26 protein-coding genes are annotated in these 25211 nt (G+C 56.0%); 9 read left to right on the top strand and 17 right to left on the bottom strand.

Features of this window, described 5'->3' with window-relative positions; all coding sequences use genetic code 11:
• Positions 1–169: 169 nt before the first annotated feature.
• Positions 170–793: an acyl-CoA-like ligand-binding transcription factor gene (locus KXU80_RS19525; RefSeq protein ID WP_219834856.1), complete on the bottom strand. Its 624-nt coding sequence runs from the start codon at positions 791–793 to the stop codon at positions 170–172.
• Positions 794–830: 37 nt separating this feature from the next.
• Positions 831–2381 (bottom strand): MDR family MFS transporter, encoded by a 1551-nt coding sequence (locus KXU80_RS19520; RefSeq protein WP_258171068.1) that lies wholly within the window; start codon positions 2379–2381, stop codon positions 831–833.
• Positions 2382–2680: 299 nt separating this feature from the next.
• Here KXU80_RS19520 and KXU80_RS19515 point away from each other — a divergent pair, with 299 nt between their 5' ends.
• Complete coding sequence (locus KXU80_RS19515; protein ID WP_219834855.1) at positions 2681–3523, top strand: pentapeptide repeat-containing protein; 843 nt, start codon at positions 2681–2683, stop codon at positions 3521–3523.
• An 89-nt stretch (positions 3524–3612) separates the two neighbouring features.
• Here KXU80_RS19515 and KXU80_RS19510 read toward each other — a convergent pair whose 3' ends face one another.
• The 3 genes from KXU80_RS19510 to KXU80_RS19500 all read right to left on the bottom strand — a co-directional run bounded on the left by KXU80_RS19510 (position 3613) and on the right by KXU80_RS19500 (position 5363).
• Complete coding sequence (locus KXU80_RS19510; RefSeq protein ID WP_219834854.1) at positions 3613–4071, bottom strand: VOC family protein; 459 nt, start codon at positions 4069–4071, stop codon at positions 3613–3615.
• Positions 4072–4152: 81 nt separating this feature from the next.
• Complete coding sequence (locus tag KXU80_RS19505) at positions 4153–4812, bottom strand: RNA polymerase sigma factor (protein WP_258171067.1); 660 nt, start codon at positions 4810–4812, stop codon at positions 4153–4155.
• Positions 4813–4967: 155 nt separating this feature from the next.
• Positions 4968–5363, bottom strand: a complete 396-nt coding sequence (locus KXU80_RS19500) for a VOC family protein (RefSeq protein ID WP_219834853.1) — start codon at positions 5361–5363, stop codon at positions 4968–4970.
• Between the two features lie 209 nt (positions 5364–5572).
• Between KXU80_RS19500 and KXU80_RS19495 the strand changes: the two genes are divergently transcribed.
• From KXU80_RS19495 to KXU80_RS19485, 3 genes are all read left to right on the top strand, one after another.
• Positions 5573–6520: an aldo/keto reductase family protein gene (locus KXU80_RS19495; RefSeq protein ID WP_219834852.1), complete on the top strand. Its 948-nt coding sequence runs from the start codon at positions 5573–5575 to the stop codon at positions 6518–6520.
• Between the two features lie 42 nt (positions 6521–6562).
• The gene (locus KXU80_RS19490) at positions 6563–7408 is read left to right on the top strand and encodes an NAD-dependent epimerase/dehydratase family protein (RefSeq protein WP_219834851.1); all 846 of its coding nucleotides are present in this window, start codon (positions 6563–6565) and stop codon (positions 7406–7408) included.
• 74 nt (positions 7409–7482) lie between these two features.
• Positions 7483–8454: an aldo/keto reductase gene (locus KXU80_RS19485; RefSeq protein ID WP_219834850.1), complete on the top strand. Its 972-nt coding sequence runs from the start codon at positions 7483–7485 to the stop codon at positions 8452–8454.
• A 171-nt stretch (positions 8455–8625) separates the two neighbouring features.
• Here the strand turns inward: KXU80_RS19485 and KXU80_RS19480 are convergent, their stop codons facing one another.
• The 9 genes from KXU80_RS19480 to KXU80_RS19440 all read right to left on the bottom strand — a co-directional run bounded on the left by KXU80_RS19480 (position 8626) and on the right by KXU80_RS19440 (position 17058).
• Positions 8626–9246, bottom strand: a complete 621-nt coding sequence (locus tag KXU80_RS19480) for a hypothetical protein (RefSeq protein ID WP_219834849.1) — start codon at positions 9244–9246, stop codon at positions 8626–8628.
• Between the two features lie 16 nt (positions 9247–9262).
• Entirely contained in the window at positions 9263–9928 is a 666-nt protein-coding gene (locus tag KXU80_RS19475) for a M50 family metallopeptidase (RefSeq protein ID WP_219834848.1), read from the bottom strand.
• Positions 9929–10109: 181 nt separating this feature from the next.
• Positions 10110–11033: a helix-turn-helix domain-containing protein gene (locus KXU80_RS19470; protein ID WP_258171476.1), complete on the bottom strand. Its 924-nt coding sequence runs from the start codon at positions 11031–11033 to the stop codon at positions 10110–10112.
• Positions 11034–11433: 400 nt separating this feature from the next.
• Entirely contained in the window at positions 11434–11823 is a 390-nt protein-coding gene (locus KXU80_RS19465; protein WP_258171475.1) for a hypothetical protein, read from the bottom strand.
• Between the two features lie 58 nt (positions 11824–11881).
• The gene (locus tag KXU80_RS19460) at positions 11882–12229 is read right to left on the bottom strand and encodes an ASCH domain-containing protein (protein ID WP_219834845.1); all 348 of its coding nucleotides are present in this window, start codon (positions 12227–12229) and stop codon (positions 11882–11884) included.
• An 80-nt stretch (positions 12230–12309) separates the two neighbouring features.
• On the bottom strand, positions 12310–13881 hold the full coding sequence (locus KXU80_RS19455) for an ABC-F family ATP-binding cassette domain-containing protein (protein ID WP_219834844.1): 1572 nt from the start codon (positions 13879–13881) through the stop codon (positions 12310–12312).
• A 325-nt stretch (positions 13882–14206) separates the two neighbouring features.
• Positions 14207–15001, bottom strand: coding sequence for an ABC transporter ATP-binding protein (locus tag KXU80_RS19450; RefSeq protein WP_219834843.1), 795 nt, complete (start codon positions 14999–15001; stop codon positions 14207–14209).
• A gap of 13 nt (positions 15002–15014) precedes the next feature.
• Positions 15015–16061, bottom strand: a complete 1047-nt coding sequence (locus KXU80_RS19445; RefSeq protein ID WP_219834842.1) for a FecCD family ABC transporter permease — start codon at positions 16059–16061, stop codon at positions 15015–15017.
• 1 nt (position 16062) lies between these two features.
• Entirely contained in the window at positions 16063–17058 is a 996-nt protein-coding gene (locus tag KXU80_RS19440; protein ID WP_219834841.1) for a FecCD family ABC transporter permease, read from the bottom strand.
• A 200-nt stretch (positions 17059–17258) separates the two neighbouring features.
• On the opposite strand from KXU80_RS19440, the gene KXU80_RS19435 reads away from it, so the two are divergent.
• Positions 17259–18257: an ABC transporter substrate-binding protein gene (locus tag KXU80_RS19435; RefSeq protein WP_219834840.1), complete on the top strand. Its 999-nt coding sequence runs from the start codon at positions 17259–17261 to the stop codon at positions 18255–18257.
• 49 nt (positions 18258–18306) lie between these two features.
• A complete protein-coding gene (locus KXU80_RS28135; RefSeq protein WP_258171066.1) occupies positions 18307–18429 on the top strand; it encodes a hypothetical protein in 123 nt (40 codons plus the stop codon).
• 28 nt (positions 18430–18457) lie between these two features.
• Here the strand turns inward: KXU80_RS28135 and KXU80_RS19430 are convergent, their stop codons facing one another.
• Positions 18458–19618: a stalk domain-containing protein gene (locus KXU80_RS19430; RefSeq protein ID WP_219834839.1), complete on the bottom strand. Its 1161-nt coding sequence runs from the start codon at positions 19616–19618 to the stop codon at positions 18458–18460.
• Positions 19619–19797: 179 nt separating this feature from the next.
• Here KXU80_RS19430 and KXU80_RS19425 point away from each other — a divergent pair, with 179 nt between their 5' ends.
• Positions 19798–20733, top strand: coding sequence for a phosphotransferase family protein (locus KXU80_RS19425; protein ID WP_219834838.1), 936 nt, complete (start codon positions 19798–19800; stop codon positions 20731–20733).
• A 92-nt stretch (positions 20734–20825) separates the two neighbouring features.
• On the top strand, positions 20826–22256 hold the full coding sequence (locus tag KXU80_RS19420) for a cytochrome P450 (RefSeq protein ID WP_219834837.1): 1431 nt from the start codon (positions 20826–20828) through the stop codon (positions 22254–22256).
• Between the two features lie 10 nt (positions 22257–22266).
• On the opposite strand, the gene KXU80_RS19415 is transcribed toward KXU80_RS19420, so the two are convergent.
• Both KXU80_RS19415 and KXU80_RS19410 read right to left on the bottom strand, forming a co-directional pair.
• The gene (locus tag KXU80_RS19415; RefSeq protein WP_219834836.1) at positions 22267–22596 is read right to left on the bottom strand and encodes an antibiotic biosynthesis monooxygenase; all 330 of its coding nucleotides are present in this window, start codon (positions 22594–22596) and stop codon (positions 22267–22269) included.
• A 21-nt stretch (positions 22597–22617) separates the two neighbouring features.
• Positions 22618–23577 (bottom strand): D-2-hydroxyacid dehydrogenase, encoded by a 960-nt coding sequence (locus tag KXU80_RS19410; RefSeq protein ID WP_219834835.1) that lies wholly within the window; start codon positions 23575–23577, stop codon positions 22618–22620.
• A gap of 147 nt (positions 23578–23724) precedes the next feature.
• Here KXU80_RS19410 and KXU80_RS19405 point away from each other — a divergent pair, with 147 nt between their 5' ends.
• The gene (locus KXU80_RS19405) at positions 23725–25089 is read left to right on the top strand and encodes a hypothetical protein (protein ID WP_219834834.1); all 1365 of its coding nucleotides are present in this window, start codon (positions 23725–23727) and stop codon (positions 25087–25089) included.
• Positions 25090–25211: the final 122 nt, after the last annotated feature.

The following is a 25211-nucleotide window of genomic DNA, read 5'->3' as shown; positions in this document are numbered from 1 at the left end:
ATCCGACATGCAGCGCGAAACCCAGCTGCGATACTCACCCCTGCTCGAGATCCGTTGACCCGAAGACGCAGGAAAGCCGGGCTGCCTCCCATGAGGTCCCGGCTTTCCTGCGTTTCGGATGTCCCTGCTGCCTGCTGCGTTAACCGTCTGCCGATTTCCCAATGGCGTCCTATTCCCGTTCGCCTCGCGCAAGCGGCAGTCCGGCTTCCAGATGAGACAGTGCCTCGTCGATTACCCGGACAAAATCATCCTCCGGATGGTTAAAGCAGTGCAGCTGAACGGCCATCATCGCGCCAAGCACGGCACCTGCGAAGGTCAGCACTTCGATGTCCTCCCGCGAGCGGTCCAGCCGTTCGGCCGCCAACTCCGCGATCAGCAGCAGCGTCTCATTCATCTGAATGAGCGAAGCGGCGCGCAGCTCCGGGACGCCGAACATCAGATTCCTGCGCTCGCGAAGTCCGTCCTTCTCCGCCTGCGTCATCTCGGCGAACTTCTCCCGCACGGCCGCGCCGAGCGCCTGGATCGGACTCATGCCCGGCGGCTGCGCTTGATACGCGCGAATAAGAATGGGGTCATACTCATCCTCGAGTACAAGTGCTTCCTTCGTTGCGAAATAACGAAAGAACGTGCTCGGCGAAATCTCGCTCGCCTCCGCGATCTGCTCGATCGTCGTCGCGTTGTAGCCCTGCTCGCGAAACAGCCGGAGCGCCTGCTGCTGCAGCGTCTGGCGTGTCTTCTGTTTCTTGCGCTCGCGAAGTCCCAGCTTCGCCGGTTCCGAATGCTCCGGGGTCATAGTCGCGGCACTCCTTCCTCATGCTGTTCCATGCAGCCTACGCTTGACTGCTAAGCTCTGAATTCATTTCCTGACCATGCTGCGCTTGCCCTTCAGCCGCTTCCTTAGTCGTCACCGACAATACTTCCCGCTTCAAGAACAAGCAGATGACGATGACAAGCAGCGCGAAGGTGAAGGAAACCCAGTACAGATGCTGGAACGCATTCGAGAAGACATCCTTGATCGAGGCAACCAGTTCGGCTCCAAGCCCCGTTGGAATGCCCCCTTGAGCAGCGTGACCAAGGGTCTCGGCGCTGTCCGCGGGCAGATCGCCAGCCAGTTTGCCGAGGCCGGACGTAATGTTAGCTGCGAGCAAGCTGCCGAAGATGCTGACGCCAATCGTCATTCCGAACGATTGGAACAACGTAACCGATGTCAGCGCGATGCCGCTGTTCTCCTTGTCGACCGATTCCTGTACGATCAAATTGTTGTTGAACAGCACCCCAAACCCAAGACCCAGAATAACGAAATAGCCGATAATCTCAAGAATACTCGTGTTCCGGTCAAGGCCGGTCATCAGGAAGAATGCAAGCGCCGCGAAAGCCATCGATACGATAAAGATCGTCCGATAAGGAAGTTTAGTAATTAAGCGGCCGGAAACAATACTGGAGAGAATGGCCCCGACCATGAGCGGCAGCGTCAAATATCCGGATGCGATCGGCGACAGACCGAGCACGTTCTGAGCGAAGAACGGGAAGGATGCGAATGAGCCCATAACGCCGATGACGAGCGTGAATACGATTAGAGACAGCACCACGAAGGTCCGGTTCTTGAAGAGATGCAGCGGCAGAATCGGTTCCTTCACCTTGGACTCTACCCATACGAACGCACCAATCAGCAGCGCGCCGGTTACCCAGAGGCCGATCAGCGTCGGCGACGACCAAGCGTAGCCTTCCGTTTCGTGCAGTACCGGCGTCAGCAGCAGCGCTACGATAGCACCGACCAGAAGAAACGCGCCGCCCCAGTCAATGCTCGCATCTTTATCGCCTTTGGATTCCGTTAATCCGGCGGACAGCACGATTGCGGCCAGAATGCCGACTGGAATGTTCACCCAGAAGATCCAGTGCCACGATATGTGCTGCGTAAAATAGCCCCCGATCAGCGGACCAAGCAGCTGCGGAATAAACATAATGGCGCCGAAAATTCCCTGCATTTTAGCGCGCTGCTCCACGGTGAATGTATCGCCGAAAATAACCATGGCAAGCGGCATCAGCCCGCCCGCTCCGATGCCCTGTATGCCCCGTCCCAGCAGCAATATCGGCATAGAATCGGCGAATCCGCTCACGACGGAACCGGCAATGAACAAGCTCATGCTGAGAATATAAATCCGTTTGCGGCCGTACAGGTCCGCTAATTTGCCCAGAATCGGCATGAAGGACGTCATGGTCAGCATATAAATGCCGGCCACCCAGCCGTACAACGACAATCCGTTCAGATCGCGGATAATCGTCGGCATGGCGGTGCTGACGACTGTCTCGTCAAGCTCCGAGAAAATAATCCCGATAATAAGACCTGTAATAATAAGTGCTTTGTTGTTCGTTCGTGCCAAAATAGAACCTCCTCAGCATGTAGCTTATATAATGACAGTTTATGCAATTTGATAGTAACTGTCAAATTACATTCTCTCCTAGTTTGTTTCAGAGCGCTGATACCCTTACATCTTCATCGCCTTCGCGAACACCTCATTCTCTGACGCCTCGTTCACTAAGATAACCTTGCATTATGAACGGATAATGAACAATTGCAGCGCGAGATTACACGTCCATATTCTATTAGCATTACCCTTTGACGCCGAACGCGTTCGGATTTACCATAAAAGCATGGATACATGGAAGGAGAACGCACCACATGTTGGAACCTATAGACCGGCTCAGCCTGCAGGCTGATTGCGAGAATTGCTTCGGCTTATGCTGCGTCGCCCTGCCTTTCGCGGCTTCGGTGGACTTCGCGATCGATAAGGCCGCCGGACAACCCTGTCCGAACTTGAAAAGCGACTTTCGCTGCGGTGTGCATACCGACTTGAGAACACTCGGCTTCCGCGGCTGTACCGTCTATGACTGCTTCGGCGCAGGCCAGAAGCTATCCCGATTCACATTCGAAGGGCGGGACTGGCGGCAATCCCCTGATTTGGCCAAGCAAATGGTCGACGTATTTCCGACGATGCGGCTGCTTCAGGAGCTGCTCTGGTATATTAGCGACGCGCTGACACTGCAAGCCGCCTTGCCCATTCACGACGAGCTTCTCGCGGCACTGGAGGAAACGAACCGCCTTACGCTGCTTGCACCTGGCGCACTTATGTATGTGGACACTGCAGCACACCGCGCCGCGGTCAATGCGCTGCTGCTTCAGGCCAGCGAATTCGCACGCGACGAAGCGAAGCGGCTGCAGCAGGCACCGCCGAAGCACCGCAAGAACATTGGCCGCGGCGCGGATCTCATCGGTGCTAATCTTCGAGGCGCCGACCTCAGGGGCGCCAACCTTCGCGGCGCTTATCTGATCGCCGCCGACCTCCGCGATGCCGATCTGCGGAGCGCCGACCTAATCGGAGCGGATTTACGGGATGCTGACATTAGAGGGGCCAACCTTACCGGCAGTCTGTTCCTTACGCAAGTCCAATTGCATGCGGCCAAGGGCAATAGCAGCACCAAGCTGCCGGCACTGCTCTCCCGTCCTTCCCATTGGACGGCTTAAGCCCTTCGCCTATGCCGCATACCTTGGCCGTTGTTGTAAACAAAAGGTCTGACCGCCGCTAACAACCGGTAGTCAGACCTTCGTTCCTCTTACCCCACAGGGTGAAATAACCGTGCAATAAGCGCCTCCGCTTCCTCTGGCGTCCGGTGAGCCCTGACGGCTTCGTTGACGTCGAATTTGTTGCCATCCGGATCGTAGAAGACGAAGTTGATGCCGCACCAATCGCGATCCTTCAGCTCCTCGGTTCTTACGCCGTTGCTTTGCAGCCGCTCGTACACGTGCTCGATGCCTCGGACCTCGAACGTAAACCTGAACATGGCATACCCCGACTTATCCGGAAATTGATTATCGATCTCTCCGCCCGTCTCTATTAAATGCAGCCATTGCCCCTCGGCCAGCTTCAGAATCGTCGGATTTTGCGGCACCGCCAGCTCCAAGCCGAAGTTCCGCTGCCACCACGCGACCGACCGCGCGGCGTTCCTTACCGGCACGTACACCGAGCAAATACTTCTGAGTACATTCCCCAGCATTTCACGAGAACCTTCCATTCCAATCATCCCCTCGGTTCGTATTGGTTACCCGACTTAATAAACGTAGAAATTCGAAGAAACCAAACAGCCTGCGCCATATTAATTCGATACCGCTTGGAACAGGTTCCCGTCCGGATCCCTGAACGTAAAATGCAGCCTGCCGCCGAGCGCTTGAAGCCCGGCAAGCTGAATGCCTTCTCTAGTCAGCCCCATGAACGCCCTGTGGATCAAGGCCGGGTCTTGTCTCCGAAAGGCCTCCACCAATGCCTCGAAATGCACGGGAATCGGCTGCGCGGCAGGCACGGCCTGATCTCTAACCGCATAGGGAGCCAGTTCTTGCATCCGCCTCCGAGCCCGGCCAAGCGATACTTGTACCGCCGCTTCCTTCATCCCGACATACGCCGCTGTTTCCTTCGCCGTAAAATCGAACACGTCCATCAACAGCAAAATAACAGCCATCTTGGGCGGCAGCCGTTCCGCCAGCAGCTCTAGAAGCTCTCTGCTGGACAACGAAGCATCAGCTCCGACTTCCTCATATAGCGGATGAAGAGGCACTGCCTGCAGCCGGTTTTTCCGGCCCATATCGATCCATGCATGTTTGACAATACGATACAAATACGCCTTCGTAATCTCCCTCTCCGGATTTTTGCGCTTGGCCTCGTTCAGCTTGAGCCATGCCTCTTGCGTAACGTCTTCCGCGTCCCAGTGATGCTTCGTAATATGCAAGCTGTAGCGATGAAGAATCGATTTCATGTCCATTCTTGTTCATTCTGCGCAGACGTTCGTTTTCCTTTTAAACACCGTCACGGATAACGAAGGACATGCGTGGATCTTCGCCAAGTTGACCCGAAAACGCAAGAAAGCCGGGCTGCCTTCCATGAGGTCCCGGCTTTCTTGCGCGTCGAATGATCGTGCTACGTCAACCGTCTGCCGATCTCCCAATGATGCCCCGACGGATCGACAATGCGCCCGATCCGCCAGCCGTGGCCTTCGCCTACGGGGTAGATTTCGGCTGCCCCGGCACTGATCGCCTGCCGGAACACCGTATCCGGATCCGCCACGGTCAAAATCATGCGGACCGAGCCAAGGCCCGAGGCGTCCGGGCTTGTTTCCGGATCTTGCTGAACCCAGAAATCCGCGCCGGCAACGGAGAATTGCGCGATCATCAAGTTGCCTTCATCGTCATCGAGCGCGTAAGTTTGAACCGCTTGGAAAGCCGATTTGTAGAACTCGGCTGCCTCCGCCGCGCAGCGCACGGAAAGCCAAGGGGAAATGCGTGTCTCACCCGAAACCGGCTTGTCGTTGTTCATGGTACGTCCTCCCGCCTTAGCGCTATACTCTTATTTCGCCCTTCGATATGCTGCTCATCTGCTCTCACTTGCTGGTAATTAAAGTATAGCAGATATACCTCGTCTCATTAATTGCACATATATTCACTACTTTCGGCCGCGCGGCAGAACTCTTATACTTAATAGGGGCTTTGAATGGGCTTACAATCGAATGAAATGAGGCATGTGCGATGAATTATCGGAGATTGGGCGGAAGCGGTCTGAAGGTTAGCGAAATCAGCCTCGGCAGCTGGCTGACGTACGGCGGTTACGTCGAGAAGGAAAACGCGGTGAAGTCGATTGAAACCGCTTATGATCTGGGTATTAATTTCTTCGATACAGCCAATGTATACGAACGCGGCGAAGCTGAGATCGTCGTCGGCAATACGCTGCGCGCCTATCCGCGCGACTCCTACGTGCTGGCAACGAAAGTGTTCGGGCAGATGGGAGACGGTCCGAACGACCGCGGCCTCTCGCGCAAACATATCATGGAGCAGGCCGATGCCAGCCTCAAACGACTTGGTTTGGACTATGTGGACATCCTATATTGTCACCGTTATGACCCCGAAACACCCGTACAAGAGACGCTGCGCGCCATCGACGATCTCATTCGGCAAGGCAAGGCGCTTTATGTCGGCATCAGCGAATGGACGGCAACGAATATCGTAGAAGCCTTGGCAACGGCCGACCGCTATTTGCTCGATCGCATCGTCGTCAACCAGCCGATTTACAATTTATTTGAACGTTATATCGAGAAAGAAATCATTCCGCTCAGCGAACGCAGCGGCATTGGACAAGTCGTATTCTCTCCGCTTGCCCAAGGATTGCTGACTGGCAAATATAACGCTGCGGACGAGATCCCGGAGAACAGCCGCGCGGCCAAACTCGAGTGGATGCGCAAAGGCATCAGCGAAGAGAAAATCGCGAAGGTGAAGAAGCTTGGCGCCATTGCCTCCGAACTTCAAATTACGGTCGGCCAGCTGGCACTAGCTTGGATCTTGCGTCAGCCGAACGTGGCAAGCGCGCTCGTCGGCGCGAGCCGTCCGGAGCAAGTAACGGAGAACGCCGCGGCATCCGGCATCACGCTGTCTGCTGACGTTCTAGAGCAGATCGAAGGCATTCTAGCTGACGCGAACTAATAGGGCAGGTCAATAAACGCAATATACGAGGAGGAAGACAATGTGGCAAAAGTCGTCGTAACCGGCGGGAGCGGCATGCTTGGGCAATGGGTCGTTAAGCATTTCGTTGAACAGAACTATGAGGTCGTGAACGTGGACACTGTACGCCCGCAGGAGCATCTCTGTCCGACGCTGCTGGCGGATTTAACGAATTTGGGCGAGGTCTATAACGCACTAGCCGACGCGGATGCCGTTGTACATCTAGCGGCGATTCCAGCCGCGCATATCCGGACAAGCGAGGTCACGTTCGAGAACAACGTCATGTCCACCTATAACATTCTGGAAGCAGCCGCGGGACTCGGCATTCGCAAGGCGGTCATCGCCTCCAGCGAGTCGTCTTACGGCATCGTGTTTGCGGTGAACCGGTTCGGACCGTCCTATGTGCCGGTCGATGAGGATCACCCGCAGCTCCCGCAGGACAGCTACGGCCTGTCCAAGGTCGTCAACGAGCAGACGGCAGATATGTTTCACCGCCGCACCGGCATGCAGGTCGTCTCGCTGCGGATCGGCAACGTCATTCCGCCGGACCGTTACGCGTCATTCCCATCATTCATCCATGATCCGGCTGCACGCGACCGCATCCTGTGGAGCTATGTCGATACCCGGGATATCGCCGAAGCGTGCCGCCTCGCGATCGAGACCGACGGACTTGGCTCGGTCGCGATTAATCTCGCGGCGGACGATACGAGCAGCGCCATCCCGAGCAGAGCGCTGCTCACCGAGCGCTTCCCGGAGGTGAGCGATTTCCGCGAGCCGCTGAACGGCCACGAATCGCTGCTGAGCAACGCGAGAGCGAAAGAACTGCTCGGCTGGAAGCCGAAGCATGCATGGCGGGATTACGTCAAGTAAGCAGACGGGGTGCAGCAAGCGAATGGACAAACAGAATCGAAAATCCAATGCAGGACTATAAAGGAGGCAGCCTTATGAATCACAGAAAACTGGGCAAAACCGGCCTGAACATTTCGGAAATCGGGTACGGCGCATGGGGCATCGGCAAATCCGGCTGGATCGGAGCATCCGACGACGAATCGCTAAGGGCGCTGAACAGAGCCATCGAGCTGGGACTTAATTTCATCGATACAGCGCTTGCCTACGGCGATGGACACAGTGAAAGACTCGTCGGCGAAGTCGTCCGTGCGCATACGCAGCCCATTTACGTCGCGACCAAAATCCCGCCGAAGAACCGCAAATGGCCAGCTCCGTCCGGCATTGCCGCAGACGATGCGTTTCCGGGCGATTACGTCATCGCAAGCACCGAGCAAAGCCTGCGCAACCTTGGCCTCGAGACGATCGACGTGCAGCAGTTCCACGTTTGGTCCGATGAGTGGGTCGGTCAAGGCGATTGGCTGGAAGCCGTGCAGAAGCTGAAGGAGCAGGGCAAGATCCGCTATTTCGGCGTGTCGATTAATGATCATCAAGCCAGCAACGCGATCCGCCTGATCGAGACCGGTGTCGTGGATTCCGTCCAGGTCATCTACAACATTTTCGACCAAAGCCCCGAGGATGCACTGCTGCAAGCCTGCGAGAAGCATAACGTAGGCGTCATCGTCCGCGTTGCGCTCGACGAAGGCGGACTGACGGGACGCATTACGCCGGACACGACGTTCGACGACAGCGATTTCCGCAATAATTACTTCCGCGGCAGCAGAAAGCAAGAGGTTTACGACCGCGTGCAGACCATCGCTTCCGATCTCGGCATCTCCGCCAACGACATGGCGGAAACCGCACTGCGCTACGTGCTCAGTCATCCTGCCGTCTCCACCGTTATTCCCGGCATGCGTACCGTCAGCAACGTAGAACGCAACATGAAGGTCGGCGATGGCCGCGGCTTGCCGGCCGAGCAGCTGGCCAAGCTGAAGGCTCACCGCTGGGACCGGAATTTCTATCAAGGCTAAGCCATACGCGATTACTAAGCCGCTCCCAAGGAGCGGTTTTTTTATAACTGCTCAAGAACTATAATGTTGACTTCAATAGCATTGGCTGGCAAGTAAAGGGCGCCCCGTTCGCGGGACGCCCTTGTCGCATTATTTGCCGGATCAGATCTTCTCCAGAACATTTCCGGCCCTTTATTGACCCCTGGCGTGAACCGCCTGCAAAATCGCAATTGCGGCCCGTTCTCTGCGTTCTGCATCCTCGCTTCTCATCGCCGCCCTCAGGATGCCAAGCGCTTCCTGTATCGTCGCTTCATCAATAAATCCCGCTCTCCCCGGCTCGGCAGCCGGCTTCGACAGCAGGTGCTCCAGCCCCCCATCAGTAAGGGGATGCCCGAATATCCCGATCTCACCTGCCTGACCGAGAAAAGCAGCCAGCTCCGGATGTACCTCTTCCCGCTGCAAGCTTCGGAGCCACGTGACGCCGCGCCGGTGACCGCTTCGATCCTCATCGTTGTCGAACGAGTCCAAATAGTAATAGTCGCCGACATCGCCGACATGAACGTACGCCCCATCATCCACCACGACATAATCGCCGTCCTGCATCTCGTAGGCAAAGGTGCAGTAATCCTTCAACTGCTGCCGGCGCTCTTGATCATCGAGAGGGGCTTCAGCCAATTGAGCGGTAAGCTCTGACCTGCTCCGCTGCTCCAAATTTCCGATCCCCGGCTTTCCGAAGCAGATATAGTTGTGCGCAAGAAATTCCGGCATGCGGCTCTCGCCGTCCAGCGTTGCTTTCATACGAAATAGATGCATCCCCTGTCCCCTCCAATCAGCGGTTATTCGCGCGCTTGCGAAGCACGATTCTTGCGCTCATGAAGCCCAATATGCATGCCTGCAGCATGAAGATGATTCCCCAAAAGCCTGCTGGAAGCGGCGTCTCCCGCGCCAAATTCGCCGCATCGCCAGCCCCCGCGGGCGTATTCAGGCTCAGCCATAGAATCGCAAAGCTGCTCGACACTGACTCGGCCAGCACGAAGGCAAACAAGCCGATGGAAAGGGCGGATGTCCACTTCCCCTTCCGCCGCAGGGCGTAGAGCAGCACAACGATGAAGACAGCCAGCCAAACCATGCCGAACGGATTGCGCACCCATAGAATCAGATTCACGGCACCAAGGATGACAAACAGCCACAGTGACACCGCATGTCTGCCTTTGGCGCATAATACCGCCAGCCCTAATGCTGCGATAGACGATCCGACGTAACCGGCCGCACTCGTGAGCAAGGCGGCAGCGTAAGTGGCGGAAGCGGTGTACGTCACGCCTTCCGTATTCGCGAACAGCTCGATCCTCAGCACTTGCCCGCGCATCAGCAAAGCTACGATAGCATGCGAGGATTCATGGATCAGCGTGTTGGCGATTCGGAAGAACGGTCCGACAAACGGAATATGAATGATGAGCAGCGCCAGCGCAAAATAACCGAGGTATCTCCAGTTCATCCTTCAGCCCCCGTTTCTCCTATTATGTTTCCATTGTAGCACGAGCCGCTCGTTCTGACTGCTGGCCTGAGGTCCGGCTGCGCCGCCCCCGAGCAGCGCAAAAAGGCCGTCCACCTGCCGTAATGGCAGCGGGACAGCCTTGCGTTTGTTGTACAGAGGGGCTGCATGCTGGGGGCGACAGCTATTCTTCCGTGAATGCCGTGGTCTGGCTGAGCAGGCGTTTAACCAGCTTATCCAGCGCCTCCTTGTGAAGGAAAGGCGCAAGTCTTGCAAGCATACCGGATTCCAGATGGCCTGAGACAACGTGGTCCATGAGCTTCTCCATGCTCTCCCGGTTAAGAAACGGGGCTAAGCTCATGACCTGATCGAGATCGACTCCACTGTTAACAGTACGATCGACGAGCAGGTTCAGCGTATTCCCGCTGATGAACGGTGCTAAAGCTTGAATGAAACTCCAGTCCGTATCACGATTTACGTCCTGCTGCACAAGGCGGTCAATTTGCTCTGCTTTTAGAAATGGAGCAAGACTGACAATCTGCTTCATTTCGATCTTGCCATGAATGGCCTTATCGATCAATCGATCCAGCGAGCCGCTGCTGATAAAGGGGGCTAAGCCGGTCAAAGCCTCCATGCTTAATTGGCCGACTTCGACGTGCGCAATCATCTCATCGATCGTCTCGCTGCTTAGGAATGGCGCCAGCTGCATGATCGATTGCAAGCTCGGATGCAAGCGTGCACCATTTTCATCTTCTTCTTCGGCATCCTCATCAAGCGCCGGATCTTCCGTCTCGTCTGCGGCAGGTTCAGCCTCCTCGGAAGCTGCTTCCCGTTCCGTATAGAAGGGCGCCTCCGCATCCGCGGCAAGCGGCTCCTCGGCCGCTGCAGCCACCTGCTGCACGGCACGTTTCTCGCCCATCAGCAGATCATCAATCGACGTTGCGAGCAGGCGGCCGATGGCCGGGAGCATTCCGATATCCGGCAGCGACTCCCCGCGCTCCCACTTGGAGACAGCTTGATGGCTCAAGCTGAGCCGCTCCGCGAATTCCACCTGCGTCATTCCTTTTTCTTTTCGAAGACTAGAGATGTAAGCACCGATCTTTCGCATATCCACGGTAGAACGCCTCCAACTGAATAAGTGTACAGTGCGCACTGTCTATGTTCAGCATAGCATGTCCGCAGGCTGCGCTCTATCAATAGTCAGTTGAACAAGCCCATTCAACCGTTGGTAGAATTTCATTACGCCGCATCTTCAGCCAATAAAGGTCAACATCTCCTCCGGCGAGGGATATTGGCCTTCCTAATTGGCTGCCATTAGTTCAGCTTCTCTGCGGATGCTCGGACGAGATGGTTATCGGGGAACAATTCTGCCATAATTCTGAAGAAGCATCAGCGTTCGCCTTTGTGAGCGGTCTCCAGCTTGCCTATGTATTCAAGGAGTCCGGAAACAACAGCGATCGGAAAAACATTCGACTGCACAGTGAATTCGGTGACCTGCTATATTTTCACTACCATAGCACCGGCTTCACAACCATAAAGGCCAGCATGCAGAGCAGCAGCCCCAGATAAATCCATACTGATCGATAAAGTAAACGAATAATGGCTGTTTTTTCTTGCCCCGGATCGTTGAATTTTCGGATTTTCGGCGAGAATGCGCGTGCCAGGAAGAAGAGTGACCCTACGAGCAGCACGATCGTCATCGCAATCCATGAGGTTGTCCACGGCCACGAGCCGACGAGCACGAGCAGCACGCCCGAGCCGACCAAAACATGACCGGCATGCTTAGCCAAACGAATCGCGGAGCGAAACACGGCCAAATAGGCATTCTGCTCCGAGGCTTCCGCGCCTCGAAGCTTCCTAAGGATTGGAAAGAGAACAAAGAAAGGCCCTATAGACATAATGGCGCTAAGAATATGGATATAGAGCAGCAAGGCGTACCAGGGATTCAAAAGCCGGCTACTCCTGAACGGGACGGAATTCGTGCACCCAAACACGCATATGCGGAAGCCATGGCATGCCGGGATGATAGGATAGGATGGACTGCTTATACGCTTCTACGGTCTCATAGCCCTCTTGCTTAGCATGCTCGTCGGTCAATTCGCCCAGCGACTGTGCATACACCTTTTCCACAACGAAGCGTTGATTTTGAAGCACCATGATTTCGCCGACATCCGCATAGCGTCCGTTCCGGCGGGTAGCGGTTTTGATGCCGGCAAGCACTTTCTCAACATCCGGCTTGACCGTTACCAAACGATCGATCGAGCATGTTTTCGGCGGTAATTCATTCGAATTTGCAGTAGACATATGTTCATATTCCTCCTAGATAATCTTTGATTTTAACATGAATAGGATGCCTGATCTAACTATACCGTACGCTGCCACACTTACAAACTCTGCTCGCTAACGCCGGTTTCCGGGTCGAAGGTCAGCATTTTCGTCCCGATTTTATCGATGAAGAACCGATCATGGCTGACAGTTATGACTGCCCCTGGAAAATGAATCAGCGCCTGCTCCATGACCTGAATGCTCGTTAGATCAAGATGGTTGGTCGGCTCGTCAAGTATAATCACGGCCGCGCCCGAGAGCAGACACTTCGCCAGCGCGACACGAGCCTTCTGTCCGCCGGACAGATTGCCGATGAACTTGCTTAAATCCAGTTCGGAGAACTGCAGCATGGCAAGGAATTTGTTCACTTTCTTACGCGGCGCATCAAGCCCCAGCCCATATGTATTCACCGCGTGGCTGACGGTATCCTTGGGATCGAGCTCCTCCCACATCCGATTGAAATAGGCATAGCTGACGCCCTTCTCCCAAATCACCTCGCCCGCTTCGGGCTTCTCCTGTCCGGTCAGCGCCTTAATGAGCGTCGATTTACCGCTTCCGTTCGGGCCGGCAATGACGAGACGGTCTTCCTTCTGAATATCGAAGCTGACGTTCTGGAAGATCTGACGGCCCTCGTAGACTTGCCCGATGCCCTTCACCTCGCACAGCTTGTCCGGGAACCGCAGCCGCTCGTAAATATCCGTAATCAGCACATTGACGGGATGCGGCTCGATCCGCTTCTTGTTGTCGGCCAGCTTGCGGGACAGCCGGTCCTTGGCAGACTTGCGGCTTGCGCGGCTGTCGATCGCCTCTGCTTCCATCAGGAGCAGCTCTTCCTCCCACTCGAACTGACGGTCCAGCTCCTTCTTGCGCATCTTCTTCTTGCGGATGTAATCCGTATAATTGCCATCGTATTCTTGAAAATGGTAGTTCTCGATCTCGATCGTCCGCGTGACGACCTTATCGATAAACTGCCGGTCATGCGAGACGAGAATCATGGCGCCGTTAAACCGGTACAGCCACTGCTCCAGCCATGCGATGCCTTCCATGTCCAAATAGTTCGTCGGCTCGTCGAGCAGCACGACGTCCGGCAGCTCGATCAGCATCTTCGCCAGCGCGGCACGGTTTCTCCAGCCCCCTGACAGCTCGTCGACCGGCTGATTGCGCGAACGATCGTTAAAGCCGAGCTTCGTCAGCACGGTGTTGATCTCGACGGATACATTCCAGCCGTCCAGATGATCCATTTGCTCGAACAGCTCCGCCTGCCTGTCCAGCAGACGCTCCATCTCGCCGTCATCGGTGACCGTGCCCAGCTTCTCCCCGACCTCCTGCAGCTCACGCTCAATAAGCGCAACCTGCTCGAAGCAGGCCTCCAGCTCCTGCTGTACGGACAGGCTTCCGGTCATCTCCGAGAACTGCGAGAAGTAGCCGATCTTTACCTGCGGATCGATCTCCACACGGCCGGCAGTCGGGTCCTCCTTGCCCATAATCAGCCTGAATACCGTTGACTTGCCGGCGCCGTTGCGCCCGATCAGGCCGATGCGCTCCCCCTGGTTCACGCGAAAATAAATATCGCGGAAAATCAGCGCATCCTCGTATTTCTTCGTCACGTTCTCCAATCGAATTACGCTCATGCTTCCATCCTTCCGATTCGTTCGTCCTCGTCCCATTATACACTAGACGGCCAGAGCAATCAGGCGAATACCTTGCCGCTGCCGCCGGCGTTACAGAAGGAACCGACAAGGACCCGTATCTATGGGCGGTTCCGATCTCCCTCGAGCTGCTGCCGAATTATCCGGCTGGACGTGCAGCGGCTCCACACCCGTTCATCGGGCCGCCTACGCACAAACAAACTGCATGCATACAATCGCCGACAACACCAAGAAGCCGCCTCCCGTCAACGGAAAGCGGCCTCTTGGCATTCGCAAAAGCATATCGGCCAATCCATGGAACATTCGCTCAAATCAGCTTGCGGCCTTTGCCGTACGGAATGCAAAGCGGCGTGCCGAACAGCGGATCGGTCGTCATTTGGCATTCCATGTGAAACACGTCGCGGATAAACGGTTCGCTGACGATCCGCTCCGGCTCGCCCTGGGCGTAGATTTGTCCGTCCTTGACCGCTACGAGATGGTGTGCGTACCGGCAGGCTAGATTAATATCGTGCAGAACCATGACGATCGTGCGATTCTCTTGTTCGTTCAGGTCATAGAGCAGGTCGAGAATCTCGATTTGATGCGTCATGTCCAAATAGGTCGTCGGCTCGTCCAGCAGGATAGTCGGCGTATTCTGCGCCAGCGTCATGGCGATCCACGCCCGCTGACGCTGCCCGCCCGAGAGGGAATCGACGGTACGCACGGCAAACGGGTCCATATGCGTCGCTTCAAGCGCACGCTTCACGAGCCGCTCGTCTTCGGCGGACCACTGCTGGAGGAAGCTCTGGTAAGGATAGCGGCCTTGCTTCACGAGCTGCTGCACGGTCAAACCCTCGGGCGCAACCGGTCCTTGCGGCAGAATAGCTAAGCGTCTCGCAACTTCCTTGCTTGACAGCTTGGCAATATCGCTGCCATCCAAGATAATTGAGCCCTCCTGCGGCTTAAGCAGGCGCGCAAGCGAACGAAGCAGCGTAGATTTGCCGCAGCCGTTGCTGCCAATGAAGACGGTTATCTTGGCCTCGGGGATCGACAAATCGAGATTCGATAGAACCGGCCTACTGCCGTAAGACAACGTCAGGTTCTTCGTATTAATGACGGACACGAGATTCACTCCCTTATGTGTTGCGGTGACGGTACAGCAGATAGATGAAGAACGGAGCGCCGACGGCGGCGGTGAATACGCCTGCCGGAATGTCGAGCGGCAAGAAAGCGACTCTGGCGATCAGATCCGACAGCAGCAGGACAAGCGAGCCGATCAGCGCGGATACCGGAATGACGCCGCCGTAGGCCGGTCCGACCAGCTTACGCGCAATATGCGGGGACATCAGGCCGATGAAATTAATCGTGCCGCCGATCGCGACCGCCGAGCCAGCGAGCGCCACGCTGATCAGCAGCAGCATCGTCCGCTTAGCGTTCACAGAACTGCCGACGCCGGTCGCAATATCATCGCCCAGCTCCTGAACGTTGAGGTGCCGGGCATAGAAGATGGCGGCAGGCATCAGCACCGCGAACCACGGCAGAAGCGTAAGCACATCGCGTTTCCAAGAGACGCCGTAGATGCTGCCGGTCATGAATGTAAAAGCTTTGACGGCTACGGCCGTCGGCGTAAAGGATGCCGTAAGAATGAGCATATACGTGACCGCGGACAGCGCCGTGGCGATGCCGATGCCGATGAGAACGAGCCGAAGCGGCGTTACGCCGCCGCGGCGATAAGCAAATGCGTAGATCAAGCATGCCGCCGCGAAAGCGCCCGCGATGGAGCTCAGCGGCATGTAGCGGATGCTCAGCTGCGAGCAGAACAGGATGAAGAACACCGTGCCGAGCGCAGCTCCGCCCGATATCCCGATGACATCAGGCGAGGTGAGCGGATTGCGCACGATGCCCTGCAGCAGGGCGCCCGAGACGGCCAGCGCCGAGCCGACCATGATCGCGATGACGACGCGCGGCAGCCGCAGCGTGAGTATAATCATGCTGTCGGAAGGATCGCCGATGCCCAGAAACGTGCGAATAACGGCGAGCGGCCGAATAAACGTGCTGCCCATTCCCGTACATAGAATAACTGCAGCCGCATTGGCGGCGAGAAGCAGCAGAATCACCGTTACCATTCTGCGGTCCAGCTGGAACGAAAGCTTGCGGCCCCGTACCGTCCATAAGCGGTTCATCTTATCGGTCCCCTCTTCTGGCAATATAGACGAAGAAAGGAACGCCGATTATCGCAGTCATGACGCCGACGGGAACTTCCTTGGGAAAAGCAATATATCGAGAGCCGATATCGGCGGCCAGCAATAGCACGCCGCCAAGTACGGCGCAGTAAGGCAGCGACCACCGGTAATCCAAGCCCACTAAATAACGCGTCAGATGAGGAATGATAATGCCCACGAAAGCGATCGGGCCGGCAATCGAGACGGAGCCTCCAGCCAGCAGTACGATGGCCATCGCAGCGGCCAGCTTAATATAGACCGTCTTCTGGCCGAGACCAACAGCTACGTCATCGCCTAACGCCAGCAGGTTCATATGTCTTGCCAGGAAGAAGGCGAGGAGAAGCGCAGCACCCATATAAGGGGCCGCCGACCAGAAGATCGACATATCGCGCCCTGCTACAGAACCCACGAACCAATAGAGCACTTGGTCGAAGGTTTGACCGCCTGTCAGCAAGATGCCAAGTGAAAGCGATGAGAAGAAAGCGGTCATCGCCGCGCCTGCTAATGTCACCTTGAGCGGAGTCAGTCCGTCGCTGCCGATCGAGCCCAGTACGTAAACAATCGCCGAGGCGCTTGCAGCGCCGGCGAAAGCAAGCGCAGCGTACGTCGACAGGCTGCCCGCGCCGAAGAAGGCGGTGCCGGCGACGACGAAGAAGGCCGCGCCGGCATTAATGCCGAACAAGCTCGGCGATGCTATGCGGTTGCGCGTAATGCCCTGCATCAACGACCCCGCCACGGCGAGGCTTGCGCCAGCCGCTGCAGCTATGAAAGCACGCGGCACGCGGGCCGTTCGAATAATAAGCTGCTCCTGCGAGCCGGTGTAGGACGTGAAGGAGCCTGCAATAGAATGCCAGCTAATATCCGTGACGCCGAAAGCTATGCTGGCGATAATACCAGCAATGAGGGCGGCCAGGCTCACCAGCAGCCCGGTCGTTTTCTGTATTCGCGTAGTTAACATCGGGTCCTCGTTCCTAGTCGTTGTTGATCTCCAATTAAGAGGCATACGGGCATACCCGTAACATTTTGTTATTTTAGAGCAAGCGGCAATCGGAGTCAATGAGAATGATTTTCAAATGTGCTTGCAATCCGATTACGAGCTTGGTATAGTTATCCCAGTTAGTAATGAGAATCATTTTCATCGAAGGGGAGTTTATTCAAATGTTTACGCAAGGAAAGAAGAAACAACCATTTGCGCTTGCAGCCGTACTGCTTGCGTTCGTCATCATTTTGTCCGCATGCGGCCAAAACGGATCTAATGCGAATACAAACAGCGGCAATGCCGCTTCAACCGAGCCTGACGCTGCGGCATCGACAACGATCAAGCATGCCATGGGAGAAACGGTTATTAAAGGAACACCTGCACGCGTCGTTGTCTTGACGAACGAAGGAACCGAAGCGCTTCTTGCGCTCGGCATCAAACCGGTAGGCGCCGCTAAATCTTGGACAGGCGATCCGTGGTACAAGCATATTGCAGCCGACATGGAAGGCGTAACGGTCGTCGGCGAAGAGAGCCAGCCGAACCTTGAGCTGATTGCAAGCTTGAAGCCGGATCTCATTATCGGCAACAAATTGCGTCAGGAGAAAGTATACGATCAACTTTCCGCCATCGCGCCTACAGTATTCTCCGAGACGCTTCGCGGTGCATGGCAGGACAACTTCAGCTTATATGCCAAGGCGCTCGGCAAAACAACGGAAGGCGATAAAATTATCGCCGACTACAACAAGCGCATTGAGGATTTCAAAGCGAAAGCCGGTGACAAGCTGAAGCAAAAAGTATCCGTCGTTCGCTTCATGGCAGGCAAAACCCGCGTTTACCTGAGCGATACATTCACAGGCATTACGTTCGCCAAGCTGGGAATTACCCGTCCGGACAGCCAAAGCAACTACAAAGATACGTTTGTAGAGGAAATTACGAAGGAACGTCTTCCCGAAGTCGATGCCGACATGCTGTTCTACTTCACGTATGAGACAGGCGACGGCAAAGGCACTGCGATGGAGAAAGAAATGATGAACGATCCACTCTGGAACAGCCTCTCCGTCGTGAAGAATAAGAAAGCCTTCCGCGTCGACGATGCGATCTGGAATACGGCCGGCGGCGTTCGGGCCGCTAACCTGATGCTCGACGAGCTTTACAAAATCTACGGTATTCAAGCATAAATAAACGGAAGACGAAAGACACCCTCCAGCATGACGCTGGAGGGTGTCTTTGTTCGCCGCGGGTGTTTGTAGGCTGCACCCCGCCCAGGCGCATACGGGCGCTGCCGCAGCTGGCGCTTGGCCGCCCGGCTGCATGGTTTGTTCGATGCCGCTTGGCCGCATGGGCGCCTAGCCCCTGGGCGGCTACCAGTCCGCAGCGCTTATTTCTCGATTTTACCCGTGTCCACCACTTCGAAATCGCTGCCTTTTATTTTGCCGAGGTTGTGCAGGTCGTCATCGTTCCAGCGGGAATCCGGCGCGCCGCTCAGGTACAGGCTGCTCCCGTTATCGGCGACGATCATGCCGTATTTCTTCAAGGCGCGAAGAATGGCTTGGTTCGTAGACGAGTAGCCGGAGATATTGAAGTCCTGGCGCAGGCGCAGGCGAAGCCCCATCGGCGGAAGATTAGCGTCCGTGCTGCTCGAGGCGTAATGGCTTGCTGGGAAAATAAAGCCCTTCTGCGTCTTGCTTACCGTGAATCGAAGCGCGTGGTTGATCTCGCCGGAGGAAGCCTCGTCGTAACGGACAAGCCCCGGGAAGATCGGCAGGCCCGCGGCATCCGCCGAGGTCCAATATTTCGGCCGCTGTGCGCCCGTCTTCAGGTCCCACTTGGCTCCGCCGGAGGCAGTCCAGCCTTGGCCCGACTGATGCGCGTTATACAGCTCGTACAGCATCTGGTTGTCCTTGTCGACAACGATGACATGGCGGTCGCCGGAGCTGTCAGGCCCTCCTTCCACGGGCGCATTCAGCGGAATCGGGTACGGTCCCGGATCGCTCTCATCGCCGTAATCCGTGAACGTCACCTTCACCTTCGGTTGATTGCCGCTCACAATCGTATAAGGGATTCCGATCGGAGCGCCGTCCCACACCGTTCCGAAATCCGCATGCATCCCGAGGCCAGCGCCGATGGAGGCAATAAAGTTCTTCGAATTCGCATGCACGGGATAAGCAGATATATCCGTATTCCATGCATGATCCTTCGGGAATACCTGCAGGCCGGACGGACTTGCAGGCGGTGCCCCCGGCGGCCTAGCCGGCTGCGTCGGTTTCTTGCCGATGTACACGGAGCTTGAGGCGTTGACCCATTCGACTGATTTACCCAGCGACTCCGATACGAAACGCAGTGGAACGTATATCGTGTTCTTGTACATAAACCCCTGCGCATCCTTGGAAGGCTGCTTGCTCACGCCGTCAAAGAAATAATGAATCTGGCGAAAATCGACAGTGATCGTCCCTGTCGCCGCGTATGTCACGCCGGAGAAAAAGACGGCTCCGCATAAAAATCCGATCGTTCCCGCCTTCCAGCTACCCCATTTTCCCATTATGTTCACTCCTCATGTAGGCTATGCACCTCATTGTAGCGAGCCTGAACCCGGGCAGCCATAGGGCGGGGACCTCATTTTAGATTAGAAATTTATTTCTTTCTTCTGCCATGCTGCACCGGCTTGTAACAAACTTTGCTAAACTATTCGAAGCACGACACATGAGGGGATGAATAACGATGGACGACGCTGTAGTTACACAAGCAGAGCGAATTGCAGGCGATATTCTTCTGGAACAAGTAAAAGCTTCCTACCAGATCATAGGAAAAGGCTTCGTCAATCAGGTTTGCGTCGTCGAAACCGAGCGTCGTAAAGTCGTTGTTCGCATGAACGATACAGGTACATATCCAAGCTATGTGAAAGAAAAATGGTGTATGGAACAAGCTGCCGCAGCCGGCATTCCCGGACCTGAGGTTTTGTCCATTGGTATCGTCGATGAGACCGCCTATATGATTCAAACTTTCGTTGAGGGAGACAACGGGTTAGACAGTACGCTTCCCAAGGCCGATATTTGGAGGCAGCTTGGCGAATATGCCAAACGTATTCATTCCATTCAAGTGAAAGGATATGGGGAAAATCTAATCGATCCCGTCCATGGCGAGTTTCATTCCCCTTCACATGCAGGATCGGACGGCAGTTGGCTCGGGTATGTACAGTATAATATCAATAGTTTGACGGAGCATGACCGGTTGATTGAGCTTGGCGTACTCACTCCGATGCAATCGCAGCGCGCGCGGCGGCTGTTCGAGGATGTGAAGAAAGAAACGTTCCGCTTCGGTCTCATCCATGGCGATCTGTCACTGAAGAATACGATTGTCGATCAGACCGGACAAGTCATCGTATTGGATTGGGGCAATGCAGAAGTAAGAACGGTGCCGCATGGAGATATGATTGGGCTCATGCAGAGCCAAATCCAAGACGGAGCTCCGAATACAGAAGAATTCCAAGCCTTTCTAGACGGGTACGGCATGCGCGTGGAAGACCTTGCTTATGGAAGACATATGCTGCTATTAAAAGCGTTCGATACCCTCAGGTGGGCGATTGATCGCAGTCCGGACCGGATCGAATCCTATGCCGCGTTCGCGAAACAAGTTGTTGACATGGTGATTGATTAGCGCCTGCGTTTGAATGCACTTCGGGAAACATGCTAGACTCAGGGGAGAAGCCGCGAGCTGCAGCAGCCGCTTATGAAGGAGGCATTCCGTCCATGACAGGCATCGTCGACATTCAATCTTCACGCGTTTCCAACTTTTTTCGTTTTCAGCGCGATCCGCTGGGCTTCCTTGTCGATGCGCGTCCGCTCGGCGATGTCGTGTCGCTCCGGACAAGCTCATTTCGCCCGACGTTTATTATAAATGCGCCCGCCTACGTGCAGGAAATTCTCGTGCATCAGGAGGACCGTATGCGCAAAGGCCGCAGCGCGGGCGTGCTCAGGCGCACGATCGGGGACGGTCTGCTTACTTCCGAACGGGAGCAGCATCGGCAGCAGAAGCGCTATATGACGCCGGCCTTCTACAAGGAACGCATTCAGACCTATGCGGAGATCGTGGTCGAAGAGACGCGCAAGCTTGGCGCGGCGCTGCAGGACGGCGTTCCCATTGCCATGCATGACGCCATGATGCAGCTGACGCTCGGCATTATAGCCCGAACCATGTTCGGCACCGAGCTTGAGCATGATAAAGCAAGGCTCGCGCATGCCGTCGATGTGACGATCCGCCACACGGCACGCACGATTTTCTCTCCGATTATCCTTCCCTTCAACTGGCCGACGCCCGGCAATAAGGCGCATAGACAGGCCATTGGTACACTGGAGCAGATGATATACGGTGCGATTGCCGCTGCCCGGAAGCATCCGGACGCTTACGCGGACAATCTGCTCGGCCTGCTGCTTGATACGACGGATGAAGACGGCAAGCCTCTCGCAGATACCGAAATTCGGGATCAAATGATGACGATGCTGCTGGCGGGCCACGAGACGACGGCCAATGCGCTCGTCTGGGCGTGGCATGGCTTGGAGCGTGCGGAGGGCGCCGCCGATCAGCTGCATCGGGAATTAGATGCCGCCCGGATACGGGAGAGGGAAAGCGGCGAACGGATGTCGGCAGCCGCCCGCTACCGGGAAGTGCCGTACACCAAGCAGGTCATTCAAGAAACCCTGCGTCTCTATCCGCCGGCATGGGCGATCTTGCGGGAAGCGGAGCACGGGCTTGAGATGCTGGGCGATCAATTCCCCGCCCGGAGCAGCTTCTTGATCAGTCCTTATGCCATTCACCGCAATGACGAGGTTTTCGGAGATGCGAAAGCCTTCCGTCCGGATCGGTTCAAGGAGGGCACCTCCGCATGGGCGCGGTTTGCTTATTTCCCGTTCGGGGGCGGCTCGAGGGGCTGCATTGGCTCCCAATTCGCAATGATGGAAGCTGCGCTCATCCTTGGCACGCTAGCAGAGCAGTTCACGTTCAAGTCGGCGGCCGGTCAGGACGATCCTGTGCCCGAGCCGCTCGTATCGCTTCGGATCAAGGGCGGGCGCATCATGATTCCGCATCGCCGAACGGCTCTATCTCCGCATGGCCGCGGCGAACCAAACTCCCGGCCCAACGCGCAGACCATGCTCTCGACCGAGGGCGGGCACCGCGCATGAAATGGCGCGTTTACAGCTCCATTCGCTTAAAAACCGGAAACGGCCGCTTCGCTTCCTCCAGCGAAGCGAGGCTCGTCATCTCCGCTACCGCCATCATTCGTTCCCAAATCGGCCAAATAACGGGCGATTTATGGGCCCGATCCTTCGCCTCCTCGGATTTCCATTCGAATAATTCAATCAGCGTGCCGTCTCCCGCTTCCAATCGAAGCAGCGGATAAGCCGTAATCAGCCCTTCGGCGCGAAGCGCGGGTTCATGCGTCCGCAAAATATCCCGAAGCGCCGCATCCTGACCAGGATGCGGTCTATATAAGGCGATGGCAAATAACGTTTGGTCAGACATCTTCTTGTTCCTCCTTCATTGTTAGTATTTCTTCCGGTAATCAACGAGGTTTCTCAGCTTGTCCGGCCCCTCCGTGAGGTAGGCAGTCAAGTTCGAGACGAAGAGCTTAACGAGCCGCTCCGTATTGCGCACGGTCATGCCGCCGGCGTTATGCGGGGTTATGATTACGTTCGGCATCCCCCAGAGCGGATGATCGGCGGGCAGCGGCTCCTGCTCGAACACATCGAGACCGGCTCCCGCAATGACGCCGGTGTTCAGCGCTGCGACGAGATCCTCCGTCCGCACCGTACCGCCGCGGCCCACGTTGATGAAATACGCACCGCTCTTCATGACGGCGAAGCGTTCGGCATGGAATAGATGCCACGTCTCGCTCGTGAGCGGCAAACTATTAACGACGTAGTCCGCTTCGCGCAGCGCGTCATCCAGCTCTGCAAGGCCGTAGACAACGTCAGCCTCCGGCATCGCGCCGCCCGAGCGGCGAACGGCCGCAACGCGCATATCGAACGCGCGCGCAAGCCGGGCGACCTCGCGGCCGATCTCGCCGGCTCCGACGATTGCGACTGTGCCGCCGTTCATCTCGGCGAGCGTCCGCGGACTTTCCCATACGCTGCGCTGCTGATTGCGTACGGCGGAGGCAATGCCGCGCGCAAGCCCCAGCATCATGGCGATAACAGTCTCGGATACGGATCTAGCGTGAACGCCGCTGGCGTCGGTCAGCAGAATGCCGCGCTCCGCAAGCAGATCGAGCGGCAGGCTGTCAATTCCCGACGACCAGCTCTGCACCCAGCGCAGGCCGGAGCCCTGCTGCAGCGCGATCGCCTTCACATTGGCGTCCCAGCCGAATATGATCTCCGCTTCCCGGTAATGCTGCTCCTCCACGGCTCCCATATGGCCGAAAATTACAGCCGCATCCGGTGCGGCACGCTTGATCGCCTCCTGCTGCTCTGGATTAAACGCTTGCAGACATAGTATCGTTCGCACCTTGTCATCTTCCCCTTTCTCGCAACGCTAATTCATATATGCTCATTTTACTACGATAGGATTGACACCGTAAATTACCAATGTTACTATAATCCTACTAATTCACTGTGATTAATGTAGTTTAATAAATAGGAGGCGTACATAACGATGATTGTTCCATTGGCAAAAGGAAACAAGTTCCTTCTTATCGCCGCTTTATCCGTATCCTTGCTGGCCGGAAGCCAATCCGCCGCCTATGCCGCCGCTGCGCCGCCTGCCGCGGGCAGCGAAATCTCAGCCGCCGAGTATGCCGCCTTTCTGAAAGACAAGTTTAACCTGACGCTCCCTGCCAAAGTGACCCGAGGCGAATTCTTCGTCGACTTGGTCCGCTCCGCGCAGCTGACGGCTACGGACAAGTCGGTGACGTTCAAAGATCTGAGCGCATCGAGCCCTTATTACAGCGCAGCCAAAGCGCTGTACGAGCAAGGCGTGCTAGCCTCGGATACCGCGAATGCTGCGGCTCCGCTCAGCGCCGTCCATGCCGTTCAAATTGCCGTTCGCGCTGCCGGCCTTCAAGAATTGGCGTACACGTATCCACGAGCGAAGGCGGACAAAGCGATCTCCTCGCTGCCGATTCAATCGTCCTCGCTCAGCCTGCAAACCGCTCAAGAGCTTGCCGCAGCGGTGGACACCGGCCTGCTGCCATCCGCTTATTACCGTCAACTGCAAGCGGGCGCACCCGTTACGACGGATCTGGCGAACCTGTTGATCGGCAAGACCTTGGTCTTCAAAGGCCAGTACAAGCATTATATCGGCTACGTCGGCGACGCCGATATCTACGCGAAGCTGACGGATGCGTACAACGATTCCGTTATTATCAAATCCGAGAAGCTGCAGAAGATCGTCGATACTGCGCTAGAGCAAGGACTCGTAACCGGCTACAACCTGAAGGACAGCCATTATGACCCTAATTTTATCGAATCGTTATCGCTCGTCTACGGCCACTCCGATCTGAAGCATGCCTTGCAGCTGGTCGGCCTGCTCCGAAGTGAAGGCATCCAAGCCAAGGTGCAATTCGAGCCGAAGACCTCCGCCTTCGTCTATTTGAAGGAATGGGGAGAGCCCGGCGTATCGGATCAATATGAAGTTCGGCAGATTGTGAACGGCAATTACATCGAATACGCGAAGGAATACGATATCGCCTTCGAATTTGGCCAAGCTGCCGACAAGCAGCGTTTCAATACCATCGTGAGCACCTATGCGAAGAAAAATAAAGAAGACCAGACCGGCCTGCTGGCAAGTTCATGGTGGCAGCCGCTGTACTACTCGCTCACGCCGCTTACCGATTATAAGGAAATCACGAACAACAAGATTCAAATCGACCGCTACTACGCGCAGTCCTTCTCGCTGAAAGAGCAATCGCAGTCCGTCATCGACGGCTTCAAGAAGGTTGACCCGTCCGTAAACGTCGAACATTACGACTTCTGGACCGACGTGCCGTTCTTCAATTATTTGAACGGAGAGCCGCTGTAGGACCCCATTACGCAGCAGCAATCACCCGCCAGGCAGACCTTGTCCATCAAGCGTCCGCTTGGCGGGTAATTTGAATTGGACGAAATCGCGCGGATAATGGTTTAATAGATACGAGTTAAACC

It is taken from the genome of Paenibacillus sp. R14(2021) (assembly GCF_019431355.1).
In the GTDB taxonomy this organism is placed as follows: domain Bacteria; phylum Bacillota; class Bacilli; order Paenibacillales; family Paenibacillaceae; genus Paenibacillus_Z.
The sequence above is the reverse complement of the archived record's forward strand: the minus strand, read 5'-3'. Positions and strand labels throughout refer to the sequence as shown.

Coding starts and splice junctions, on each gene's coding strand:
- KXU80_RS19525 (WP_219834856.1), bottom strand. CDS start 793: ATGACCCCGGAGCATTCGGAACCGGCGAAGCTGGGACTTCGCGAGCGC.
- KXU80_RS19515 (WP_219834855.1), top strand. CDS start 2,681: ATGTTGGAACCTATAGACCGGCTCAGCCTGCAGGCTGATTGCGAGAAT.
- KXU80_RS19510 (WP_219834854.1), bottom strand. CDS start 4,071: ATGGAAGGTTCTCGTGAAATGCTGGGGAATGTACTCAGAAGTATTTGC.
- KXU80_RS19505 (WP_258171067.1), bottom strand. CDS start 4,812: ATGGACATGAAATCGATTCTTCATCGCTACAGCTTGCATATTACGAAG.
- KXU80_RS19500 (WP_219834853.1), bottom strand. CDS start 5,363: ATGAACAACGACAAGCCGGTTTCGGGTGAGACACGCATTTCCCCTTGG.
- KXU80_RS19495 (WP_219834852.1), top strand. CDS start 5,573: ATGAATTATCGGAGATTGGGCGGAAGCGGTCTGAAGGTTAGCGAAATC.
- KXU80_RS19485 (WP_219834850.1), top strand. CDS start 7,483: ATGAATCACAGAAAACTGGGCAAAACCGGCCTGAACATTTCGGAAATC.
- KXU80_RS19480 (WP_219834849.1), bottom strand. CDS start 9,246: ATGCATCTATTTCGTATGAAAGCAACGCTGGACGGCGAGAGCCGCATG.
- KXU80_RS19475 (WP_219834848.1), bottom strand. CDS start 9,928: ATGAACTGGAGATACCTCGGTTATTTTGCGCTGGCGCTGCTCATCATT.
- KXU80_RS19470 (WP_258171476.1), bottom strand. CDS start 11,033: ATGCGAAAGATCGGTGCTTACATCTCTAGTCTTCGAAAAGAAAAAGGA.
- KXU80_RS19465 (WP_258171475.1), bottom strand. CDS start 11,823: ATGTCTATAGGGCCTTTCTTTGTTCTCTTTCCAATCCTTAGGAAGCTT.
- KXU80_RS19460 (WP_219834845.1), bottom strand. CDS start 12,229: ATGTCTACTGCAAATTCGAATGAATTACCGCCGAAAACATGCTCGATC.
- KXU80_RS19455 (WP_219834844.1), bottom strand. CDS start 13,881: ATGAGCGTAATTCGATTGGAGAACGTGACGAAGAAATACGAGGATGCG.
- KXU80_RS19445 (WP_219834842.1), bottom strand. CDS start 16,061: ATGAACCGCTTATGGACGGTACGGGGCCGCAAGCTTTCGTTCCAGCTG.
- KXU80_RS19440 (WP_219834841.1), bottom strand. CDS start 17,058: ATGTTAACTACGCGAATACAGAAAACGACCGGGCTGCTGGTGAGCCTG.
- KXU80_RS19435 (WP_219834840.1), top strand. CDS start 17,259: ATGTTTACGCAAGGAAAGAAGAAACAACCATTTGCGCTTGCAGCCGTA.
- KXU80_RS19430 (WP_219834839.1), bottom strand. CDS start 19,618: ATGGGAAAATGGGGTAGCTGGAAGGCGGGAACGATCGGATTTTTATGC.
- KXU80_RS19425 (WP_219834838.1), top strand. CDS start 19,798: ATGGACGACGCTGTAGTTACACAAGCAGAGCGAATTGCAGGCGATATT.
- KXU80_RS19420 (WP_219834837.1), top strand. CDS start 20,826: ATGACAGGCATCGTCGACATTCAATCTTCACGCGTTTCCAACTTTTTT.
- KXU80_RS19415 (WP_219834836.1), bottom strand. CDS start 22,596: ATGTCTGACCAAACGTTATTTGCCATCGCCTTATATAGACCGCATCCT.
- KXU80_RS19405 (WP_219834834.1), top strand. CDS start 23,725: ATGATTGTTCCATTGGCAAAAGGAAACAAGTTCCTTCTTATCGCCGCT.